Origin of the sequence: Blautia sp. OF03-15BH (assembly GCF_003463065.1) — a bacterium.
Lineage (GTDB): Bacteria > Bacillota > Clostridia > Lachnospirales > Lachnospiraceae > Limivivens.
The window spans coordinates 54,464-75,453 of the sequence record NZ_QSCM01000002.1 but is presented as its reverse complement, the minus strand read 5'-3'; the positions used below and the strand labels follow the sequence as shown (position 1 = coordinate 75,453).

Below are 20,990 nucleotides of genomic sequence, written 5' to 3'. Positions count from 1 at the left end.
TGACAGCAGATATCCCTCCCCCGGGCAGCTGCTGTCTCTCACAAAACGTCTGACTTACTCAGCCTGGCACTGTACAGCGGTGATCGCAACAACGCCTACGATGTCCTCAGCAGAGCATCCGCGGGACAGATCGTTGACCGGTTTTGCAATACCCTGGGTAACAGGTCCGTATGCTTCAGCCTTTGCCAGTCTCTGAGTCAGCTTGTAGCCGATGTTTCCGGCATCCAGATCCGGGAAGATCAGAACGTTGGCCTGACCTGCTACAGAACTGCCCGGAGCTTTGCTTGCGCCTACGCTCGGAACGATCGCAGCATCAAGCTGGAACTCTCCGTCCAGTTTGAGATCCGGATAGGACTCTTTTGCGATCTTGGTAGCCTCTACGACTTTGTCTACATCTGCATGTTTTGCAGAGCCCTTGGTAGAATGGCTCAGCATTGCCACAACCGGCTCCTCCTGTACGAGGAGTTTGAAGGACTCGGCAGAAGAACCTGCGATCGCTGCCAGCTCTTCCGGATTCGGATTCTGGTTCAGACCGGAATCTGCGAAGATGAAGGTTCCGTTTGCACCGTACTCGCAATTCGGAACAACCATCAGGAAGAAAGCGGATACCAGTTTGGTTCCCGGTTTGGTCTTCAGGATCTGCAGGCAGGGACGTAAGGTATCTGCGGTAGAATGGCAGGCACCGGAAACCATTCCGTCAGCGTCTCCCATTTTAACCATCATAACACCGTAGTACAGGTACTGATTGAGAAGGATCTCTTTTGCCTGCTCCGGAGTCATTCCTTTTTTCTGTCTCAGCTCAACGAGCTTGTCAATATATTTCTGAGTCTTCTCAGAGGTAGCCGGGTCAACGACAACTGCGCCGCTGATATCCAGTCCTTCGCTGCCTTTCTTTACTGCTTCCTCGCTGCCGACCAAAACGATGTTTGCGATTCCCTCTTTCAGGATCTGTGCAGCAGCTTCATAGGTTCTGCGGTCTTCGGTCTCCGGCAGAACGATCGTTTTCTTATTTGCTTTTGCTCTTTCTTTGATTACGTCAATAAATCCCATGATTCTTGACTCCTTTCGTAGATAATAAAAGGCCTACTTTTCCAGCCACATATCATTTTTTATTATATCGCTACATTCCCCTATTTTCAACCGTAAATATGTATATTTTTGTATACATTTGTCAGAAGAATTTTCTTTTTCCTGTAATTTTCCCATATACAGATTTTTCCTGACAGGTTATACTGATACAGTGAATATTAGATCAGGAGGAATCAATCATGAAAGTCACCGGCATCATCGCCGAATATAACCCCTTTCATCAGGGACACGCTTACCATCTTTCCAGAGCCAGAGAACTGACAGGAGCGGACCGGATCCTGGTTGTTATGGGCGGGAATTTCATGCAGCGAGGAGAACCTGCTATCATAGATAAATACACCAGGACAGAGATGGCGCTCAGAAACGGGGCGGATCTCGTTCTGGAACTTCCGGCCGCCTCTGCAACGGGCAGTGCAGAGTATTTTGCCGAAGGTGCCGTGGAGCTTCTGGACGCCTCAGGTGTAGTGAATGAACTCTGCTTCGGAAGTGAACTTGGAGAATTGGAACCTCTTGAAAAAGCGGCGGAACTTCTTCTGGAAGAACCGGAGGATTATCAGGAGCTCCTGCGGGCGGAACTAAAAAAGGGAAAAACCTTTCCGGAAGCCCGGGAAACGGCTCTTTCTGCTTTTCTGCCGGAGCAAAGCCTCCTTGCCTCTCCGAACAATATCCTCGCCATCGAATATATAAAAGCCCTGAAGCGAAGAAAAAGTTCCATCCGTCCGCTGACGATCCAAAGACTTGGAAGTTACCACGGAGAAGATGGACAGCCGGCTGGCGCTCCGCATACGGTTTCCGGAAACCTTCCAGAGAGCTTCGCCTCTGCCAGCACAATCCGATGCCAGCTCCATACTCTGGAAAAACAGATCGTAACGTCATGCGAACAGCCCGCTTTCGGTTCTCTTATGACAGCTCTGGCAAAAGAACTTCCACCTTCCTCTTTCGGACTTTTAAAAGATGTCCTGCTGGCAGATCGTTTGGTACAGGCAGAGGATTTTTCTCTTCCTCTCCATTACCGACTCATGCAGGCAAAGGAGCCTCTGGAATTCTCCGTTTATCTGGATGTTTCAGAAGAGCTTTCCCGGCGGATCTATTCCCTCCGTCAGGAATTTACAGGCTTGAATGCTTTTCTGGATCTGGTCCGTACCAGACAATACACCAGAAGCCGCGTTTCCAGAGCTCTCCTTCACATTCTTCTGGATATCCGTCAGGAAGAAGTGCTTCCGCCCACACACCTCAGGGTTCTCGGTTTTCGCCGGGAAGCCTCTGACCTTCTCTCGGAGATCAAGAAAAAAAGCCGGCTGCCTCTTATCACCAAGGCAGCCGGCCATCCGGAACTTTCGGAAGAAATCCGGATCTCTTCTCTTTATCATCTCGGAAACTCCTATAACGAGCTTTCCAGACCTCTTGTCATTCTTTAGTTCTTGAAGCTGTGGATCGGAGCGGGGATCCTTCCTCCTCTGTCCACAAAATTCTCACATTTGAAGCGGTTTACAGGCATAACCGGGGCATAACCGAGAAGACCGCCAAATTCCACATTGTCTCCCACCTTTTTCCCGACCACCGGGATCAGACGGACGGCTGTTGTTTTCTGATTTATCATACCGATCGCCATCTCGTCCGCGATCACGCCTGCGATCGATGCAGCTGAGGTATCTCCCGGAACAGCGATCATATCAAGACCTACCGAGCAGACGCAGGTCATCGCTTCCAGTTTTTCAATCGTAAGGGCACCTGCTGTCACTGCATCGATCATTCCCTGATCCTCACTGACCGGAATGAATGCGCCGCTCAGACCTCCCACATAAGAAGAAGCCATAACACCGCCCTTTTTCACCTGATCATTGAGAAGTGCCAGAGCCGCTGTGGTTCCCGGTGCGCCCGGATACTCTACACCGATCTCACAGAGGATCTCTGCAACGCTGTCACCAACAGCCGGTGTGGGAGCCAGGGAAAGATCGATGATGCCAAACGGGATACCCAGACGGCGGCTGGCTTCCTGCGCAACCAGCTGACCCACACGGGTCACCTTGAAAGCCGTCTTCTTGATGGTTTCACAGAGGATTTCAAAATTCTTTCCACGAACCTCAGAAAGTGCCTGTTTTACAACACCAGGACCGCTGACACCGACATTGATGATGGCATCCGCCTCTGTCACACCATGAAAAGCACCTGCCATGAAGGGATTGTCATCCGGAGCATTACAGAGAACCACCAGTTTTGCGCAGCCCAGAGAATCCCTGTCTTTTGTCCGTTCTGCCGTCTCCTTGACGATATCGCCCATGAGACGGACGGCATCCATGTTGATACCGCATTTGGTAGAGCCAACATTGACAGAACTGCAGATCCTCTCCGTAACTGCCAGTGCTTCCGGGATCGAACGGATCAGATTTTCATCATTTTTTGTCATTCCCTTGGATACCAGTGCAGAATAACCGCCGATAAAATTGACTCCAACCTCATGTGCTGCTTTGTCCAGTGTTTTTGCGATCGTCACGAAATCTTCCGGAGTCTTGCAGGCATTTCCGCCTACCAGGGCAACGGGTGTCACGGAGATTCTCTTATTTACGATGGGAATGCCATATTCCCGTTCGATCGCTTCACCGGTAGGCACCAGATCATGCGCTAGGCGGAGGATCTTATCGTAAATATTCTGGTTCAGCTGCTCCAGATCATCGGATATACAGTCCAGAAGACTGATTCCCATGGTGATCGTACGGACATCCAGATTCTCCTGGGTGATCATCTTATTTGTCTCGTTTACTTCAAACATGTTAATCATAATCGTTTTCCCCTTTATCCGTTGTCTTAGATTCTGTGCATTTTGTTGAAAATATCCTCATGCTGGCAGCGGATGCTGACACCAATGGAAGCACCCAGTTTCTCCAGGCCCTCTGCCAGCTCTGCGATGCTTTTCTGACTGTTATTGGCATCAGTTACCATCATCATATTAAAAAAGCCCTGAACGATCGTCTGGGAAATATCAAGAATGTTGACATTATTCTCTGCGAGATAAGTACAAACCTTTGCGATGATACCGACGGTGTCTTTTCCTACTACTGTAATGATTGTTTTTTTCATAGCTGATACTCTCCTTTTTAGATATAATGATGTTGCCTGTCTATAACAACAGCCCGGCATCCGGCAGGTCTCTAACCTGCTTTCTGAACAACCGGACGGCTGCCTTGATATCAGCCGGACAAAAAACGTCCGCTGCAATATCCCTTGTTGTATCACTTCTACAGTCTCACTGCAGCTGACGGAAGCTCCCTTTTTGCCACACAGATCGGAAAATCCGAAGCACGATAGGGACTTTCTCCCATCGTGATCTCGGCACAGACCGTCTCATAAGCCAGTTCTTCGTAATTGTTTTCTTTACTCAGATGGCCCAGCATGACTGTATTCATATCATCATTCAGAATCTCCGAAAGAAGCTTTCCCGCATTTTCGTTGGAAAGATGACCTCTGTTTCCCAAAATCCGCTGTTTCAGGTAATAGGGATAGCTCCCCACCTGAAGCATGTTGATATCATGATTGGATTCCAGAAGGACTGCCTGCAGTCCTTTCAGATGTTCAATGATATAATCGTCATAATAACCCAGATCCGTACATACTGCCGCTGTATGCTCCTCATGGGCAACCCGGTAAGCCACAGGCTCTGCCGCGTCATGTGAGATCCTGAAGGGAAGGATATCCAGGTCTCCGATCTGAAAATGCTCATCTGCGTGGATCTCATGAAGAAGGGACGGATCCAGCTTTCCAAGAGAACTGCAGTTTCGGATAGCCTCCATGGTCCCAGGCGTGGCATAGATGGGAAGGTGATGTTTTCTTGCCAGAACCCCAAGTCCTTTGATATGATCGGAATGCTCATGCGTCACAAGGATCCCGTTCAGATCTTTCGCCGTATGAGCAAAACTATTCAGTCCTTCCTCCACTTTTTTACCACTGATCCCGGCATCCACAAGAACCGCGCTGGAGCTGCTGCCTATGTATATACAGTTACCAGTACTTCCGCTGGCAATACTACAAAATTCCATGTTCTTTCAATCCTCTATCTATTTGTTCAAATGTATTCTGCACAATTTCACTGCTGTTGTCAATCACAAATTGACAGGATTCGCGGAAAATCTCATCCGGAAGCTGATTTTTCATAATGGAATCTGATTTTTCACTGCTGTAGCCTCTGGAGGCTGCCAGGCGTCTGCGGCGCACATCTTCGTCCGCATAAATATACCAGAGTTCATCGCAGATCGTATCGTAATGATCTTCAATGAGAAGAGCTGCTTCCACTGCGGTAAAGGGAACCTTTCCTTCTTTCCGCTCTCTTTCGATTTCCGATGCAATGTATTCTTTCACGGCCGGATGGACCAGACTGTTGAGTTTCATCAATTTTTCCTGATCTTCAAAAACCAGCCTGCCCAGTTTTTGCCGGTCGATGGTCTGATCTCCTTTTAAAATCCCGCTTCCAAACGTTTCCACGATCCGGTAATAAACCTTCTGACCAGGTTCCATAAGAAAATGCCCCACCTTGTCTGCCTCAATGATCCGGGCATGATATCTCCGGTTGAGATAATCCAGGAGCGTGCTTTTTCCGGCTCCCACGCCACCGGTAATCCCCAGTACTTTCATCAGACATTCCTCCTATTTGGCTTCATACCAGTTATTTCCCGTATGCATATCGACCTCCAGGCGGACAGACAGCTCTGCCGCTCCCTGCATCTCCTCCCGAAGGATCGTTTTTACCTGCTCCACTTCCTCTTTCTCTGCCTCGATAAGAAGCTCATCGTGGATCTGAAGGATCAGACGTGATTTCAGCTGTTCCCTTTTCAGGCGCTCGCTGACACGGATCATGGCGATCTTGATAATGTCGGCGGCTGTACCCTGGATCGGTGCATTCATAGCTACCCGTTCCCCAAAGGAGCGCTGCATAAAGTTCGATGATTTCAGCTCCGGCATGGGACGACGTCTCCCGTACAGAGTCGTCACATAGCCGTTTTCCTTCGCATGCTCCACCAGACCATCCAGAAAGTTCTTGATCCCCGGATAGGTTTCAAAGTATTTTTCAATGTATTCCGAAGCCTCTTTCCGGCTGATGCTGAGATCCTGACTCAGTCCAAAAGAACTGATGCCGTAAACGATGCCAAAATTAACTGCCTTGGCATTTCTTCTCTGAAGCGGCGTTACCTCGTCAAAAGGAATATGGAATACCTGGGAAGCCGTGATCCGATGAATATCCTCTGCATCCCGGTATGCCTGGATCAGCCGTTCATCTCCGGACAGATGTGCCAGCACCCGAAGCTCGATCTGAGAATAATCCGCATCCACAAACACACAGCCCGGTTTCGGCACAAAGACCTTCCGGATCATCCGCCCCAGTTCCATACGGACCGGGATATTCTGAAGATTCGGTTCCGTGCTGCTGATCCTTCCTGTCGCCGTGATCGTCTGATTGAATGTGCTGTGGATCCTGCCGTCAGGAGCAATGAAGGCAGCCAGACCATCTGCATATGTAGATTTCAGTTTTGCCAGTGTCCTGTATTCCAGGACAGAAGCCACGACCGGATGCTCCGGTGCCAGTTTCTCCAACACATCTGCTGCTGTGGAATAACCGGTCTTTGTCTTTTTACCGCCCGGAAGCTGCATTTTTTCAAACAGGATTACACCCAGCTGTTTTGGTGAGTTGATGTTAAACGTCTCTCCCGCCTGTTCATAAATAGAAGTCTCCAGCTCACGGATCCGCCCGGCCAGCTGATCTCCGTATGTTTTCAATGCCTCGGCTTCTACCGCAATCCCTGCCCGTTCCATATCCCGGAGGGCATAAACGAGAGGCATTTCGATTTTTCGGAAAAGGGAATCCATCCCCGTCTCTTTCAGCTTATCCAGAATGGGTTCCAGTCCCGTTGCTGCTACATAAGCCTGATAGCAGGCCCAGTTTCTGAAAGCCCCTTTATCCTCCTTTGCTTTTTCCAGAGAAGCTTTACCGAAAAGCTCCTCTCTTCCCGGAAGCAGCCGGGAAAGATATTCTTTTGCAATATCCTCATAAGGATAACGGTCTTTCAACGGGTTGATCAGATATGCACCAATGGAAAGATCAAAAACCTTTTCCCGATCCGGGACGGTAAAGAGATCCAGCTGGGCTTTCAGATCCAGCACTGCAGCTGTTTTTCCATAGACCAGCAGTTCTTCCAGATGATCTCTCAGAAAAGAAAGTTCCAGTCCTTCCTCCTCGCAGGTTCCATCTGTCGGCAGGAAAGCCGTACCTTCCTCTCCCAGAGAAAGTGCCAGACCATAGATTTTTTCTTTTTCCATAATCCAGGAGAAGCCAAAAGACTCTCTTTCTGCTGCTGCGGAAAAGAATTGTTCCGCTTCTTCTCTTGTTCCGATCAAAAGGAAATGATCGCTTGCCTGGTCCTTTGGTGCTTCCACATGAAAACGGCTCAGAAGGTTTTTAAATTCCAGCTTTTTCATCCAGGTAAAAGCTTCCGGTGTATAAAGATCGGTCAGTTTTGCAGCCTCGAGATCCAGTACGACCGGACTTTCCGTATTGATCTTTGCCAGTGTTTTGGAAAGAACTGCCAGATCGTAATGTTCTTCCAGGGAAAGCTTTGCCTTGTTTGGCTTGATCTCTTCCAGATGATCATAAGCATTTTCGATAGAGCCAAACTCCGCAATGATCTTCGTGGCAGTCTTCTCCCCCACACCCGGGATACCAGGTATATTATCAGAAGTATCTCCCATAAGTGCTTTCACATCCACAAACTCCGTCGGCGTTACCAGATACTTCTCTTTCACATCCGCCGCATAGTAATTTTCGATCTCCGTTCCTGTCCGTTTGGTCTTGGGGATACGGATCTGCACCTTCTCTGTAGCCAGCTGAAGCAGATCCCTGTCTCCGGAAACGATCGAAACTGCAAGTCCTGCCCGCTCTGCCTGACCTGCAACTGTTCCCAGAAGGTCATCTGCTTCATAACCCTCTTTCATAAGAAGAGGCACACCCATAGCTGTGAGCACCTCTTTCATCACAGGAACCTGTTCCCGCAGCTCATCCGGCATGGCTTTTCTTGTCCCTTTGTAATCCGGATACATTTTATGCCGGAACGTAGGTGCTTTCAGATCAAAAGCGACTGCCAGATACTGCGCCTTTTCCTCATCCAGGATCTTAAACAGAATATTTAAAAAACCATAAACCGCGTTCGTATGCAGGCCTTCGGCATTGGTCAGCTCCGGAATCCCGTAAAAAGCGCGGTTTAAAATACTATGTCCATCTATCAAAACCATTTTTCCACTCATGTGAAACCTCCGTTATGTTTGCTATAGATCAAGGAATCCAGTCCTCGTGACCGGAAGCCAACCAGAGATCCGGCGGTGCTTCAAGCCGTGCATCCGGTGTTATCACTTCCGTTTCTGACTCCGGATCCGTCTCTGTATCTCCTTCCGTCACTTCCGTTTCTTCTCCATCCGGATAAAAGAAACGATACAGCCTGGTCTCTCCGATATTCTTCTCCGGAAACATCTCCAGCTGCGTCATGACCGTCAGGAGAAGAAAAACCTCTGCCACTGCCACAACACAGCCGGTCACTGCACGAAAGATCTTTCTTCTGCGGATCCGGTTTCTGGCGTCCTTCAGATTTTCCTTCAGCATTTTGGGAATATTAAAAGAAACCCTGTCATCCTCATCCAGCTTTTGCAGGGCATAATGAACGGTAAAATGAATCTCCAGTTCTTCATAGCACTCTTTGCAGTTTTCTATATGCTCCAGAAACTCTTCCGTCTCTTCATCGTTCAACTGACCGTTGATATAAGGAATGACCAGACTCTGTGCTGTTTTACAATCCATGTTTTTCTCCTTTGGCAAACCTGCAGTCTGTTATCCCTTTCTGTTTCAGAAACAACAAAACCACAAATTGTTGCTTACGGTATTAGTATACCCGTCATGAACTGTTTGGGCAAGACAAAATTACAAGCCTCCCGCCAAAATCCTTTTTCCGCAAAAAAATGAGCACCCATGAATGGATGCTCGTTTCTCTTACTAATTCATTTACTGCACCGAGTACGGATAAATCCGAACCCTCAACCTCCGCCAGTGTGATGGTCTTAGAACCGTCCTTATAGTTGAAAGTAAGGATTATCTTGTCCTCATAAAGATACACCGCATTTACAAAACTGTCAATCAGTCTTTGCCGCTGTTCCCGCTTTGTCACATCAAATTTACGGAAGCGGTAAATGAAAAATGCTATCTGTTCTCTTGTAAGCAGGGGCTTGTGCATTTCCTCCTGCAAAATGCTGACTTCAAGCTGGCTTTTGGTTTCCTCCAACTCGTCCAGTTTTTGCTTGGTGGACGGAGTAAAAATCCCTGCTTGAATGGCGTTGAGCATATTGTTAATACCTTTTTCCGTTTCTGCAAGCTGCTTTTTCAAAAGAGGCAAATCGGTGCTTTCTTCTGCAACTCCATCAGCGTATCAATCAGTCGTTCCATGACTTCATCATTCATAATTGCTTTCATGGTATAGTTGACAACCAAATCTTCAATCCAATCTTTCTTGACCGCTTTCTTGTCGCAGAGCTTCTTTTTCTTAGTATTCACACAACGGTAATAGCGATGGACTTTCATTGTATGGCTTGTGCCGCTTTCTCCCACCATAAAGGAGCCGCATTTCCCACAGTACAGCTTCGTTGTCAAGAGGTAATCGTCCTCAGCTTTGTGACGGGCGGGAGCCTTTTTATTCTTCGCCAGCCGTTCCTGTACCCGTTCAAATAATTCTTTCGGGACAATCGCCGGAATACCGTCCTCCTTGACTACATCACGATAACTGTACTCGCCCATATAGCGGCGGTTCTTCAAAAGGTGGTTCATAATATTCAACGTAATTTTCCCGCCACGAATGGAACGCATACCCCTGTCATTTAATAGATTAACAAGTTCCTGCATTGTTGTGCCCTCGCTGTACTTCGTAAACATTTCCAGCACCACCGGGGCAGTCTTAAGGTCGATTTGATAATACTGCTGTTCGTCAATATAATATCCCATCGGAACAGTACCGCCATTATATTTACATCTCAGCGCATTGTCGGTCAGTCCCCGGATAACCTTTTCAGAAAGCTCCGCAGAATAGTATTCCGCATATCCCTCCAACATGGCTTCCAGAATAATTCCCTCGCTACCCTCGGAGATATTTTCCCTTGCGGAAATGACTTTCACACTGTTCTTTTTCAAAAGGTTTTTATATCGTGCGCTGTCGTAACGGTTCCGGGCAAAGCGGTCTGATTTCCACACAAGAACAACATCAAACAAGCCCTTTGCGCTGTCTCTAATCATGTGCTGAAATTCGGGGCGGTTATCTGTTTTTGCTGACAATGCCCTGTCAATATAAGTCCCTAAAATTGTAATATCGTTGCGCTCTGCATACTCCTTACATTCCCGCAACTGTCCCTCAATACTTTCTTCCCGTTGGTTATCAGAAGAATAACGGGCGTAAATCACACCTTTCATTTTCTTTCCACCTCCATCATTTCAAGAAGCGTCTGTTTTAATTTTTCATTTAACGGAGATTGCGGGTCAAAACACATTTCAATAAACTGTTTCATTTCCTCACTCCCCGGTGCAATCTTCGGACGGTGTTCATATAGCTTGCCTTGCGGATTGTCTGTCCGGGCAAGCAGGTAATCTAATGATACATCAAAATAATCCGCATACCTTACAAGCGTTTCCAAAGAGGGAGCCGACTGCCCCTGCTCATAACGATTGATACTGGACTGCTTCACTCCCAAAAGTTCCGCCATCTTTACCTGCGACAGCTTCACACTTTCCCGCAACCTCCGCAGGCGTTCTCCTAATTCTTTCATGGGCTGTAACCTCCTTGTTTCCTCTATGCTTAGTATATCACTTTTGCGTTTTCTTTCCAACCCGTATTAAGCATATTTTTATGGAATATACTCGTAAAGCGGATAAAGAAAACGGAGAGGGTTACAACAAAATAAGCGGTCAATCCAGCTGTGGTTTTACAGCAGATTGTGACCGCTTATTTTGCATTTTGGAGGAAGTGTGGCTACACACTCCGACAAAATAGGGTTTCCAAAGGGTACCCCTTTGGCACACGACTTTGCTTGCAAAGTGTAGTGTGTTATACGCTCTGTCGGCGTTGCCGTAAAAATGCCGTTGCCGCCAGAGAAGGCAAGGGCATTTTTACGGCAGGAAAGCAGCGCTGTGATTGTGTTGCGTAGAGCCGCAAACGCAGGACTGGTTTCATCAGCAGACAGGGCGTATATGCAAACTCTGTTTACCCTATCTCCCTAATTCTCAATCACTATTTTTCAAAAGTCAAAATAAATAGGACTTCCAATTTTATGTGAGTTCAATTTGAGTATTTTTATGTAGAGTATCTTCATACCAAGAGCTTAATATATTTGAATGAAGTTTCTGCATTTTCTTTATTTCTCTTGAAGCCTTGTAAATATCCGTATCAAGATACGTCTGTGGTAATATTGCAACATTCGTTTGTTGTTTTGGTGCTAACGGATTTTCGCCATTACCCTTAAGAAGTTTAACATATTCGCCAAATATTGTAGGACAGTTCTTCTCCAATAACGCCGGAATTGACGGATATACAATTTTGTTAATTATATCGGATGCCCAATATCCTGTCATTGATAAGTCAAGTGGGTTCACATATATATGATTATAAAAATCAATATCAATTATGCTCCCATGAATCGTACCAACTCCACCAATTCTTTTCACCATATCTGCAACACGTTTTTGGAATGAAGTAAACTTGTCAAGCGGCGTTTTTATTGTAGAAATCATAGCGTCCATATTATCATAATAATACTGAACATCTTGAATTTCCAATTTTTTCATAGCACCACCATTAAGGATAGTAAGACTGCCGCTTCTTGATTTGTGGATAAAACAGTAATACCCATTCTTTTTTAACATATAGAGTACATTTACTTCTCGCTGGAAAGTCATTGATATATTTTTCCCACGGTAGAAGTCATTGTACTGTTCACCCGTAACCTCAAATATACCATCCTCATAATCAGAAAAACAATCATAATCGTTATCAAGCAAAAAAGTTTTCAAATGAGGGTTCTCGCTATGGTATCCAACTTGATTGTCTGAATAAACTCTATACTCACCGTCATCATGGAAAAAATTCCTATGTGTATGTCCACTTACATAAACATAATTTTTATTAGGATCTGCTTCTCTACACCAATCTTTTTTAGGTGTATGCGTTAAAATAATCGTGTTCTTATTGGCAAGAATAGGACGTAAACGATTATACAAATCTTCAAAAATTTTAGATTCTTTTATTTCAGTATCTCTATCCACAGTCATTCGATAAATGCCGTTATCGGCATTAAATTCCATATTATATCCCGAAAATCCCAATCCGCCGAGAATCACATATCTTGCACTTCGCAAGCGGTCAGCAATTTGCGTTTCATTCATTTGGCACAAATCGTGATATTTAATCAGGTGTGTTCCTGTGTTCGGATCAGCAAGCAAACCGCAATCTTCTTTGTAAAGAAGATCGTTATGAAGTAAATACATACCATATTCTTCTAAAATAGTTCGATACTTTGAAACAATCTGTTCTATTTGAAAACCCGGAAAACTCCATAACTCATGATTTCCAAGCGTAAACACAACCTGTGTGTTCCGACGTAATGTTTGGGAAAGCCTCTTTACAAATAACTGAAATATTCCAATATCTGATGCTACATCACCGTCAATCAATAATAAGCCTCCTGCATCATTGGCAATAGTATCGACTATTTTTTGAATCACATATATAACATCTTCTTTTGAACGACAGCCTGCATTTTTTATTCGGTGCATAAGATGAATATCTGAAACATAATAAACCCTTTGGCATTTGTAATCAAATGACATATCAAAAGTTGATAAATCTTTTCTCGCAGCTTCTTCCTTTAAGTTTCTCGACGTTTGGAGAACTAAAGCAGTTTCGTTTTCATTCTGTTCTATACAATCAAAGGATTTTATCAAATCTCTATTGATTTCTTGTGTAGCATATTTCAACCCAAACTTTTCACATAGGGAGCTTTTCATTTTACAATTCGTAAAGTCAATGCTATTCCACTTTTCCAAAAACATCAAACCATCGCAAAAAAGTAGATTGGCTTCAGACAAATCCCCTTTTAAAAAAGCAACAAAGTCGAAAAAATAATCAAAGGAATGTCTGTATTCTTTTATCACACTACCAGATGTATTACACCACTGTTGCGTCACATAGAATTTTCTGTTGTGATAGTATTTTTTTATCGAATAAGTAGCCACTGTATTTGTACAAACTGGCAATTTTGTTGTTTCATCAATAATGTAATTAGAAAAATCCGCATCACATTCAAGCGCCCCTGATAAATCACAATATGTTAAATCTCCGTTTCGATAACTAATAAACTCATCAAACGTTTCAAAATATCTATAAATTGTTGTAATTGGGAAATGTTTATTATCCTCTCGATACCCTTGAGTTTCTTCACAGTAGTAATGTGTTTTCTTATCAAAAAATGCTTTTGAATAAAATTCAATTTTTCCATTTTTCAAACGACAGATGTACTCTTTCAATTTCTTCTTATGCTTATATATTGTCCCCTTTACTCCCAGTGAGTAGTTAAATGATTGCATAACATCATCAGGGTTATATATTGAACATAATGCGTTTATTATTTTGTATTCAGGATAAGCGCCGGAGGACATATATTCCATAATAATAGAGAATCGTTGTTTATCCTTGACATCTGCGAAAATGTATTGAAAAAAGAAAAAGCTAACATCAACCATGGAAGCAATCTTAGATTTTTTATAATTTCCCACGACTTTTGCCAATTCATCATAGCTACTACAATTATTAAATTTTTTGCTCCACTGTTTACAATATTTATTGATATTCCTTCCTTCCTCATAATTCTCTTTTTCTTCATTTGATAATGACAATGAATAATCATCTATTGTATCTTCGACAAACGCTTTTCTTGCCATTAAATTTTTTGGGTCAATTTTTTTAGAAATAGATATTCTCGAAAAAGGGCAAAATGCATAACACGCATTATCATAAATGTCACCATTTAGAAAATCAAAATATGAATCAAATTTATCAAATGATAAGAAAACACTTTTTTTTCGTTCCTCACCATCTACATCTATATGAATTAAATCTTCTTTAACAAAAAAGGAATTTGAGATAATATCGAATCCTCTTTTACCAGTTATACGCAACCCGGCTTTTCGTTCAAAGGTTACAATCTGAATATCGTTCTCGTATTCTTCTGGAACATCAAGAACTCTAATTTCATATTTCTTTAATTGCCTGATTATTTTCTTGACTTCCGACTGTGCCATATTATTTTACCTCAATCTCTTTATCTGTCTGCTCCATGATTTTCTTCATCAACTGCCGGAATTGGTTGCTTGTTTCCTCGTCCATCGGGACAAGCTGTCCAGTCTGTCCAGCAACCATTTTTGTTACATTGTCTATGGTAAGCGGCGTTTGCTTCTGCTCAACTAATGCGTCCTGCATAGTTTGGAACATAGCGGCGGTCACAGCTTCTCCTGGCTGTTCTCCATTGTCCATATCTTTCTTAATATCCCGCAGGATAGCAAGGAATACATTCTTGATTTTCTCAATCTCCGCTTCATGTTCTCCCATCTTCTGGGCGTTCAAAAATTGTAAATCCTGTTTTGCTTCTGCTCGATGCTCCGGGTGTTCTTTCATCAGATCAGACAGGGAAACCGTTGCCAACTCGATTAGTCGGTTTCGTGCCATGATACCCTTTGCTACGGTGTCTTGAAAGTAAATCCGTATCAAGTCCATCAGTTTCTGGAAATTCTTGTGTTCCAACAGCCGGTTGAGGATTTGCACATCCACAGTACCCGTCACAAGCCCTTTGATTGCCCCCTCAGACAAGCCCAATTCAGATATATCATAGCTTTTGCGGACGCTGATATTGGATAACCCCAGTATGTGGTCGGTGGACACCTTAAATTCCTTTGCCACGCCTATGAGGATATCTCTGCTGACCGTCTTTGTTTCTCCACTGACAATGCGGCTTAACTGGGAAGCAGATACGCCTATCTTCTTTGCAAGCTGCTTTTGTGTAATGTGGTTTCCGTTGCATAAATCGGAAATCCGCTGTCCGGGTGTTCCGGGTAAAGCCATAGATACGCACCTCCTCTACATACTTCCATTATACAGGAGAATTGCAGAAATGCAATTTTGAGATTGAATATTTTCCTAAAATGCAATTCTCGCAAGATTCCGGGAATTGCATTTTTTTCGTGTAGACTTAGGGTAGTTCATTGATTAGCTGCACCTTGAAAACAGAATGACCGTCCGAAAAGGAATACCTCTCCCGGAGAAGTAGCGCATTTGCGTACCAAAGGAGAAACACGCCGCAGGAATGGGGCAGGAAGCCTTTTCGGAGAGAACGGCGAAGTAAAAATGGAGGGAACACATGAGAAAGAACCCATATAAACAACTACCGCCCATAGAGTGCAAGCCGGACGGTTCCCTTAACCGCATAACACCGGCACAGAGGAAACAGGCAAACGCCCTGATACGACGGGAGTGCTGCTGTTATGAGAACGGGAACTGTATGCTCCTCGACGATGGGGACACCCACATCTGCCCCCAGACCATTTCTTTCTCGGTCTGCTGTAAGTGGTTCCGCTGGTCGGTCTTGCCGCAAATCGGAACGCTGGAAGCAGAGATTTTCCGGGATAAGGAGCTAAAACGCTGTGCGGTCTGCGGCAGAGTGTTCGCCCCAAAGTCCAACCGGGCGAAATACTGTCCCAACTGTGCCGCCAGAGTTCACAGGCGGCAGAAAACAGAAAGTGAACGGAAAAGGAGGTCTTGTGTGGACAGTTAGGAGCTGAAAAGTCCTTGATTTACAAGACTTTGCAAGCACAGAACAGGGGCAGGCAATAGAAACTACCGTCTGTCCACGAAAACGGGCTTCTAACCATCCACAAAACACGATATGACAAACACCATTTATATCCATCAGCCGGAAAAGGCAGTCAGCTTTACCCGGCTTCCCAATTTCCTTTTTGAAGCCCCCACATTCACGCCGCTGTCCAACGAAGCAAAGGTACTGTACGCCTTTATCCTGCGCCGGACAGACCTATCCCGAAAAAACGGGTGGGCGGACGAATACGGGCGGATTTACCTCTACTATCCCATTAACGAGGTAGTGGAGCTGCTCCACTGCGGGCGGCAGAAAGCGGTCAACACCCTGCGGGAGTTGCAATATGCCGGACTGGTAGAAATCCAGAAACAGGGCTGTGGAAAACCCAACCGTATTTATCCAAAATCCTACGAAGCGGTTCCAAACACCGACTTCAAGAAATCCAATTATGGAACGCCGGAGGACTGAAAACCGCACTCATAGAGTACGATAATCAATCCTCTTGAAGTACGAAAACCGGACGGTATATAGAAATACAAAGATTAAAACGATTTTATTTATATCTTATCCATTCCTATCCTATCCGAGATATTTTCTGCGGGATTTTCCTGTGGAAAAGTCCCGGAAAGGAACGGAATGGGGAAAGGAGTTTCATGGCACAACACGCAATTTTGCGATTTGAAAAGCACAAGGGAAATCCGGCAAGACCGCTGGAAGCCCATCACGAACGGCAAAAGGAACAGTACGCCAGCAATCCCGACATTGACACCAGCCGAAGCAAGTACAATTTCCACATTGTTAAGCCGGAGGGCAGGTACTACCACTTTATACAGAACCGTATTGAACAGGCTGACTGTCGCACTCGCAGGGCCAGCACCCGGTTTGTAGATACGCTGATTACCGCCAGCCCGGAGTTTTTCAAGAAGAAGTCCCCAAAGGAGATACAGGAATTTTTCCAGAGGGCGGCTGATTTCTTAATCGGGCGGGTAGGGACAGAAAATATCGTGTCGGCGGTGGTACACATGGACGAGAAAACGCCCCACCTGCATTTGGTCTTTGTCCCTCTGACAGAGGACAACCGCTTGTGTGCAAAGGATATTATTGGGAACAGAGCCAACCTCACAAAATGGCAGGACGATTTTCACGCCTATATGGTGGAGAAATATCCCAACTTGGAGCGTGGGGAAAGTCCCAGCAAGACAGGCAGGAAGCATATCCCCACACGTCTGTTCAAGCAGGCGGTCAATCTCTCAAAACAGGCAAGAGCCATTGAAGCCACGCTGGACGGTATTACCCCGTTCAATGCCGGAAAGAAGAAAGAGGAAGCCCTCTCCATGCTGAAAAAGTGGTTTCCGCAGATGGAGAATTTCTCCGGCAACTGAAAAAGTACAAGGTCACAATCAATGACCTGTTGGCGGCAAATGAAAAGCTGGAAGCAAGGGCAAAGGCCAGCGAAAAAGGCAAGATGAAAGATACGATGGAACAGGCAAAGCTGAAAAGTGAACTGGACGATTTACAGCGGCTGGTTGACCGTATCCCGCCGGATATACTGGCGGAACTGAAACGGCAGCAGCGGCACACAAGGGAACGGTGATTGATGACAGAAAACATTTCACGCCGCACAGCGGCAGTGTACCTTGAAAACTAAATACAGAGAAAGGCGATATATGGCAAAAAAGCAACCGGACACAAATATCCCCCAGCATGAGATAGAAGCCCTTGCCCGGTGCTTACTTCCCGAAATCCAAAATTTTTTTGAAAGCCCGGAGGGTAAAAAAGAATTTGAAGAATGGAAAGCGCAGAGGGCAAAAGAAACAGAAAAGAAAAGGAGCGTATGACAAAAGCGGCGGTATCACTCACGATACCGCCGCTTTTGCTTTTCGCACTAAAGATATACTAAAAATCCGAAGCCGTCCCCGATTGGAACCGGGTTCGGATTATCATTATCTAATGCCGGCAGCGGGACTTGAACCCGCACGCGGTTGCCCGCAACAGATTTTGAGTCTGCATCGTCTGCCATTCCGACACGCCGGCCTGTCAACTATGCTAGAATACCATGATTTCCAAAAAAATGCAAGCATTTTTTCTACAACAGTAAAAAAAGAAAAAGGCAGACCACACTGCGATTGCTGTGTCAGTCTGCCCTGTCTGTCAGAATTTTTTCCAGGTATCCGGAACAAAAAGCAGGAGTAACGGGAATATTTCCAGTCTTCCTGCCAGCATATCAAAGATCAATACCAGCTTGGAAGGTACCGATAAAAGGCCAAAATTGGCTGCCGGCCCAACCAGATCCAGACCGGGACCAATATTATTGATTGTCGCTGCCACAGAAGTAAAGGTGGTAGTAAAATCAAAATTATCCAGCGAAACGACCAGAATGGATACCGCATAGATAAAAAGATACGCCACCAGAAATACATTGATGGATCGTACGACCTCATGTTCCACCGGCTTTCCATCCATTTTTATCTTGGAAATGATGTGTGGATGAAGGTATTGTTTCAGTTCCTTCTTCACGCTTCTGGCCAGGATCAGAATACGGGAGACTTTGATTCCGCCTCCGGTACTTCCTGCCGAGGCTCCCACAAACATCAGAGCCACCAGGATCGTCTTGGAAAAAGTAGGCCAAGCATTAAAGTCCACGGTTGAATATCCCGTAGTGGTAATGATCGATCCAACCTGAAAGGCTGCATGGCGGAGAGCAGTAAAAATACTGCTGTATTTTCCGGCTATATTGATGGTAATCAGAAGAATGGCTGCCAGAATGATCCCAAGGTACGCCCGCAGTTCCTCATTTTTCAGTCCCTGACGGAACTTTTTCAGAAGAAGCAGGAAATAAACGTTAAAGTTTACACCGAAAAGGATCATAAAAATCGTGATCACAATCTGCTGGTAAGCTGTATAACTTCCAATACTGTCATTTTTAATACCAAAACCACCGGTGCCTGCCGTACCAAAGGTCAGCGTCAGCGCATCAAAAAGCGGCATCTTTCCGATCAGAAGAAGCACTATTTCCACCAGCGTCAGGAAAATATAGATCCCGTAAAGGATTTTTGCAGTGGATTTTACCGTCGGTACAAATCGTTCTACTGAAGGGCCCGGGCTCTCGGCTCTCATAAGATTCATATGATAGCCGCCGGACATGGGAAGAATGGTCAGCATAAAAACAAGCACTCCCATTCCGCCGATCCAATGCGTGAAGCTTCTCCAGAAAAGAATACATTTTGGCAGAACCTCCACATCGGAAAGGATACTGGATCCTGTAGTTGTAAAACCGGATACCGTTTCAAAAAGCGCATCCACCGGATGCGGGATAGAACCGGAAAAAATAAAGGGCAGCGCTCCCATAACGCTGAGTACCACCCAGCTCAGTCCTACACTCACAAAACCGTCTTTTGCATAGAGAACCGCTTTTTTCGGACGGCGCAGGCATACCATAGGCGTACCAATAGCCAGGCAGAGAAGCATGGTGGCAAACAGTGCAAAGGCAGCTTTTTCCTGATAAATCAGACCTACAACAAAGGAAGGTGCCATGAAAGCTGCTTCAAAATTAAAAATCCATCCGAGGATGTATTTTATCATTGTGTAATTCATAAACCATCACCCTCTATTTCCGCAGAACATCCTTCAGATCATTCAGTCCCAACTGTGTGGTGACTACAATAACACGGTCTCCTACCTGGATGCTGTCACCGCCTCGGGGAATCCAGGTGTCTCCACCACGACTGATACAGCCGATGAGAAGATTTTTCTTCAGGTTCAGTTCGGAAAGAGGAATATTGGTAACACCGGAAGTCTCATGAACTGCAAACTCCAGTGCCTCTGCCTTGTTGTCCAGGATCTGGTAAAGCGTTTCCACATTACTGCCAATGGAGTTCTGCATGGCACGAACATACTGAAGGATATAATCTGCCGTGATATATTTGGGATAGATCACGCTGCCAATATCCAGCCTGTCGATGATCTCCGTATAAGCCACGCGGTTTACCTTCGTCACCGTTTTCAGACTGCTGTTCTGCTGCTGTGCAAAAAGAGACAGGAAAATATTCTCCTCATCCATATTTGTCAGACTTACAAGAGACTCTGCATGCGGAAGTCCTTCCTGCATCAGAAGATCCCTGTTGGTTCCGTCACCATTGATAACCGTCACTCCGGGCAGGATCTTGCTTAAATGTTCGCAGTGTTCCCTGTTCAGTTCGATGATCCGTACCCGGATCTTCATATCCTGAAGCTGCTTTGCCAGATAATAAGCAATGGTGCCGCCGCCTACGATCATGGTATTTTTTACCTGATTGGTCTTCAGACCTACCTTGCGGAAAAACTCGGCCGCATTCTTAGGTGTGGCAATGATGGAAATGACATCTCCATCATGCAAAATAAAATTACCATCGGGAATATAAACGGTATTATCACGCTCTGCACTGCAAAACAGGATATCGCAGCGATAACGCTCCATGATATCCATGATCCGGTTGCCGCCCAGACGGAATTCCGGTTTCAGCTTGAATTTCAGAAGTTCCGCCCGGCCTTTTGCAAACGTATCGATCTTAATCGCCGAAGGAAAACGAAGGATCCGGGAAATCTCAGTGGCTGCTGCCAGTTCCGGATTGATAATCATGGAAAGCCCAATGCTTTCCCTGATAAAATCAATTTCGTTGTTGTAAATAGGATTTCTGACTCTCGCAATGGTACTTGCATGACCGGCCTTTTTCGCAATCAGGCAACACAAAAGATTCAGTTCATCTGAACCGGTAACAGCGATCAGAATGTCCGCTCTCTCAATACCCGCATCCTGAAGGGTACTGACGCTGGCTCCGTTTCCCAGAACTTTCATGGCATCCAGATCATCCGAAAGATTCTGTAATTTGTCAGCAGAAGAATCCACGAGGGTAATGTCATGGTTTTCATCGCTCAGCTGTTCTGCCAGACTGAGACCGACCTTTCCGCACCCGATAATAATAATGTACATA

General features: G+C 45.4%; 18 protein-coding genes, 1 tRNA gene and 1 pseudogene. 5 read left to right on the top strand and 15 right to left on the bottom strand.

Translation table 11 applies throughout. The features are described from left to right. Positions 1-54: 54 nt before the first annotated feature. Entirely contained in the window at positions 55-1,050 is a 996-nt protein-coding gene (pta, locus tag DXA57_RS03110) for a phosphate acetyltransferase (protein ID WP_117764513.1), read from the bottom strand. Positions 1,051-1,268: 218 nt separating this feature from the next. Between pta and DXA57_RS03105 the strand changes: the two genes are divergently transcribed. Beyond that, a complete protein-coding gene (locus DXA57_RS03105; RefSeq protein ID WP_117764511.1) occupies positions 1,269-2,507 on the top strand; it encodes a nucleotidyltransferase in 1,239 nt (412 codons plus the stop codon). Here DXA57_RS03105 and DXA57_RS03100 read toward each other — a convergent pair. From DXA57_RS03100 to DXA57_RS03055, 11 genes are all read right to left on the bottom strand, one after another. Beyond that, positions 2,504-3,868: a PFL family protein gene (locus DXA57_RS03100; protein ID WP_117764509.1), complete on the bottom strand. Its 1,365-nt coding sequence runs from the start codon at positions 3,866-3,868 to the stop codon at positions 2,504-2,506. The two genes, DXA57_RS03105 and DXA57_RS03100, sit on opposite strands and share 4 nt — an antisense overlap. 26 nt (positions 3,869-3,894) lie before the next feature. Continuing rightward, positions 3,895-4,167, bottom strand: a complete 273-nt coding sequence (locus DXA57_RS03095; protein WP_117764507.1) for an ACT domain-containing protein — start codon at positions 4,165-4,167, stop codon at positions 3,895-3,897. A 158-nt stretch (positions 4,168-4,325) separates the two neighbouring features. Continuing rightward, positions 4,326-5,123 carry an MBL fold metallo-hydrolase gene (locus DXA57_RS03090; protein WP_117764505.1) on the bottom strand — a complete coding sequence of 266 codons (798 nt, stop codon included), beginning with the start codon at positions 5,121-5,123 and terminating at the stop codon, positions 4,326-4,328. Beyond that, positions 5,110-5,715 carry a dephospho-CoA kinase gene (gene coaE / locus DXA57_RS03085; protein ID WP_117764503.1) on the bottom strand — a complete coding sequence of 202 codons (606 nt, stop codon included), beginning with the start codon at positions 5,713-5,715 and terminating at the stop codon, positions 5,110-5,112. The genes DXA57_RS03090 and coaE overlap by 14 nt, the downstream gene beginning before the upstream one ends. 12 nt (positions 5,716-5,727) lie before the next feature. After that, the gene (polA, locus tag DXA57_RS03080) at positions 5,728-8,376 is read right to left on the bottom strand and encodes a DNA polymerase I (protein ID WP_117764501.1); all 2,649 of its coding nucleotides are present in this window, start codon (positions 8,374-8,376) and stop codon (positions 5,728-5,730) included. Positions 8,377-8,404: 28 nt separating this feature from the next. Next, complete coding sequence (locus DXA57_RS03075) at positions 8,405-8,923, bottom strand: anti-sigma factor family protein (RefSeq protein WP_117764499.1); 519 nt, start codon at positions 8,921-8,923, stop codon at positions 8,405-8,407. Between the two features lie 94 nt (positions 8,924-9,017). Continuing rightward, positions 9,018-9,503: a hypothetical protein gene (locus DXA57_RS17690; RefSeq protein ID WP_330423183.1), complete on the bottom strand. Its 486-nt coding sequence runs from the start codon at positions 9,501-9,503 to the stop codon at positions 9,018-9,020. Continuing rightward, positions 9,500-10,576, bottom strand: a complete 1,077-nt coding sequence (locus DXA57_RS03070; RefSeq protein ID WP_330423182.1) for a recombinase family protein — start codon at positions 10,574-10,576, stop codon at positions 9,500-9,502. The genes DXA57_RS17690 and DXA57_RS03070 overlap by 4 nt, the downstream gene beginning before the upstream one ends. Further along, positions 10,573-10,929, bottom strand: coding sequence for a helix-turn-helix domain-containing protein (locus tag DXA57_RS03065; RefSeq protein ID WP_117548279.1), 357 nt, complete (start codon positions 10,927-10,929; stop codon positions 10,573-10,575). Before DXA57_RS03065 ends, DXA57_RS03070 begins: the two co-directional genes overlap by 4 nt. A 499-nt stretch (positions 10,930-11,428) precedes the next feature. After that, entirely contained in the window at positions 11,429-14,455 is a 3,027-nt protein-coding gene (locus DXA57_RS03060) for a metallophosphoesterase (RefSeq protein WP_117764497.1), read from the bottom strand. A gap of 1 nt (position 14,456) precedes the next feature. Further along, positions 14,457-15,272: a helix-turn-helix domain-containing protein gene (locus tag DXA57_RS03055; RefSeq protein ID WP_117764495.1), complete on the bottom strand. Its 816-nt coding sequence runs from the start codon at positions 15,270-15,272 to the stop codon at positions 14,457-14,459. 295 nt (positions 15,273-15,567) lie between these two features. Here DXA57_RS03055 and DXA57_RS03050 point away from each other — a divergent pair, with 295 nt between their 5' ends. The 4 genes and pseudogenes from DXA57_RS03050 (at position 15,568) to DXA57_RS17105 (ending at position 17,858) form a co-directional block, all read left to right on the top strand. Beyond that, complete coding sequence (locus DXA57_RS03050; protein ID WP_117764493.1) at positions 15,568-15,981, top strand: cysteine-rich VLP domain-containing protein; 414 nt, start codon at positions 15,568-15,570, stop codon at positions 15,979-15,981. Positions 15,982-16,092: 111 nt separating this feature from the next. Further along, positions 16,093-16,488, top strand: a complete 396-nt coding sequence (locus DXA57_RS03045) for a replication initiator protein A (protein ID WP_117548275.1) — start codon at positions 16,093-16,095, stop codon at positions 16,486-16,488. Between the two features lie 185 nt (positions 16,489-16,673). Then, positions 16,674-17,614 (top strand): annotated as a pseudogene (mobV, locus tag DXA57_RS03035) (MobV family relaxase). Between the two features lie 43 nt (positions 17,615-17,657). After that, complete coding sequence (locus DXA57_RS17105; protein WP_147345649.1) at positions 17,658-17,858, top strand: hypothetical protein; 201 nt, start codon at positions 17,658-17,660, stop codon at positions 17,856-17,858. Positions 17,859-17,971: 113 nt separating this feature from the next. Here DXA57_RS17105 and DXA57_RS03030 read toward each other — a convergent pair. The 3 genes from DXA57_RS03030 to trkA all read right to left on the bottom strand — a co-directional run bounded on the left by DXA57_RS03030 (position 17,972) and on the right by trkA (position 20,989). Beyond that, positions 17,972-18,054, bottom strand: a tRNA-Leu gene (locus DXA57_RS03030). A gap of 117 nt (positions 18,055-18,171) precedes the next feature. Continuing rightward, entirely contained in the window at positions 18,172-19,614 is a 1,443-nt protein-coding gene (locus DXA57_RS03025; protein ID WP_117764489.1) for a TrkH family potassium uptake protein, read from the bottom strand. A 13-nt stretch (positions 19,615-19,627) separates the two neighbouring features. Beyond that, entirely contained in the window at positions 19,628-20,989 is a 1,362-nt protein-coding gene (gene trkA / locus DXA57_RS03020) for a Trk system potassium transporter TrkA (RefSeq protein WP_117764487.1), read from the bottom strand. Position 20,990: the final 1 nt, after the last annotated feature.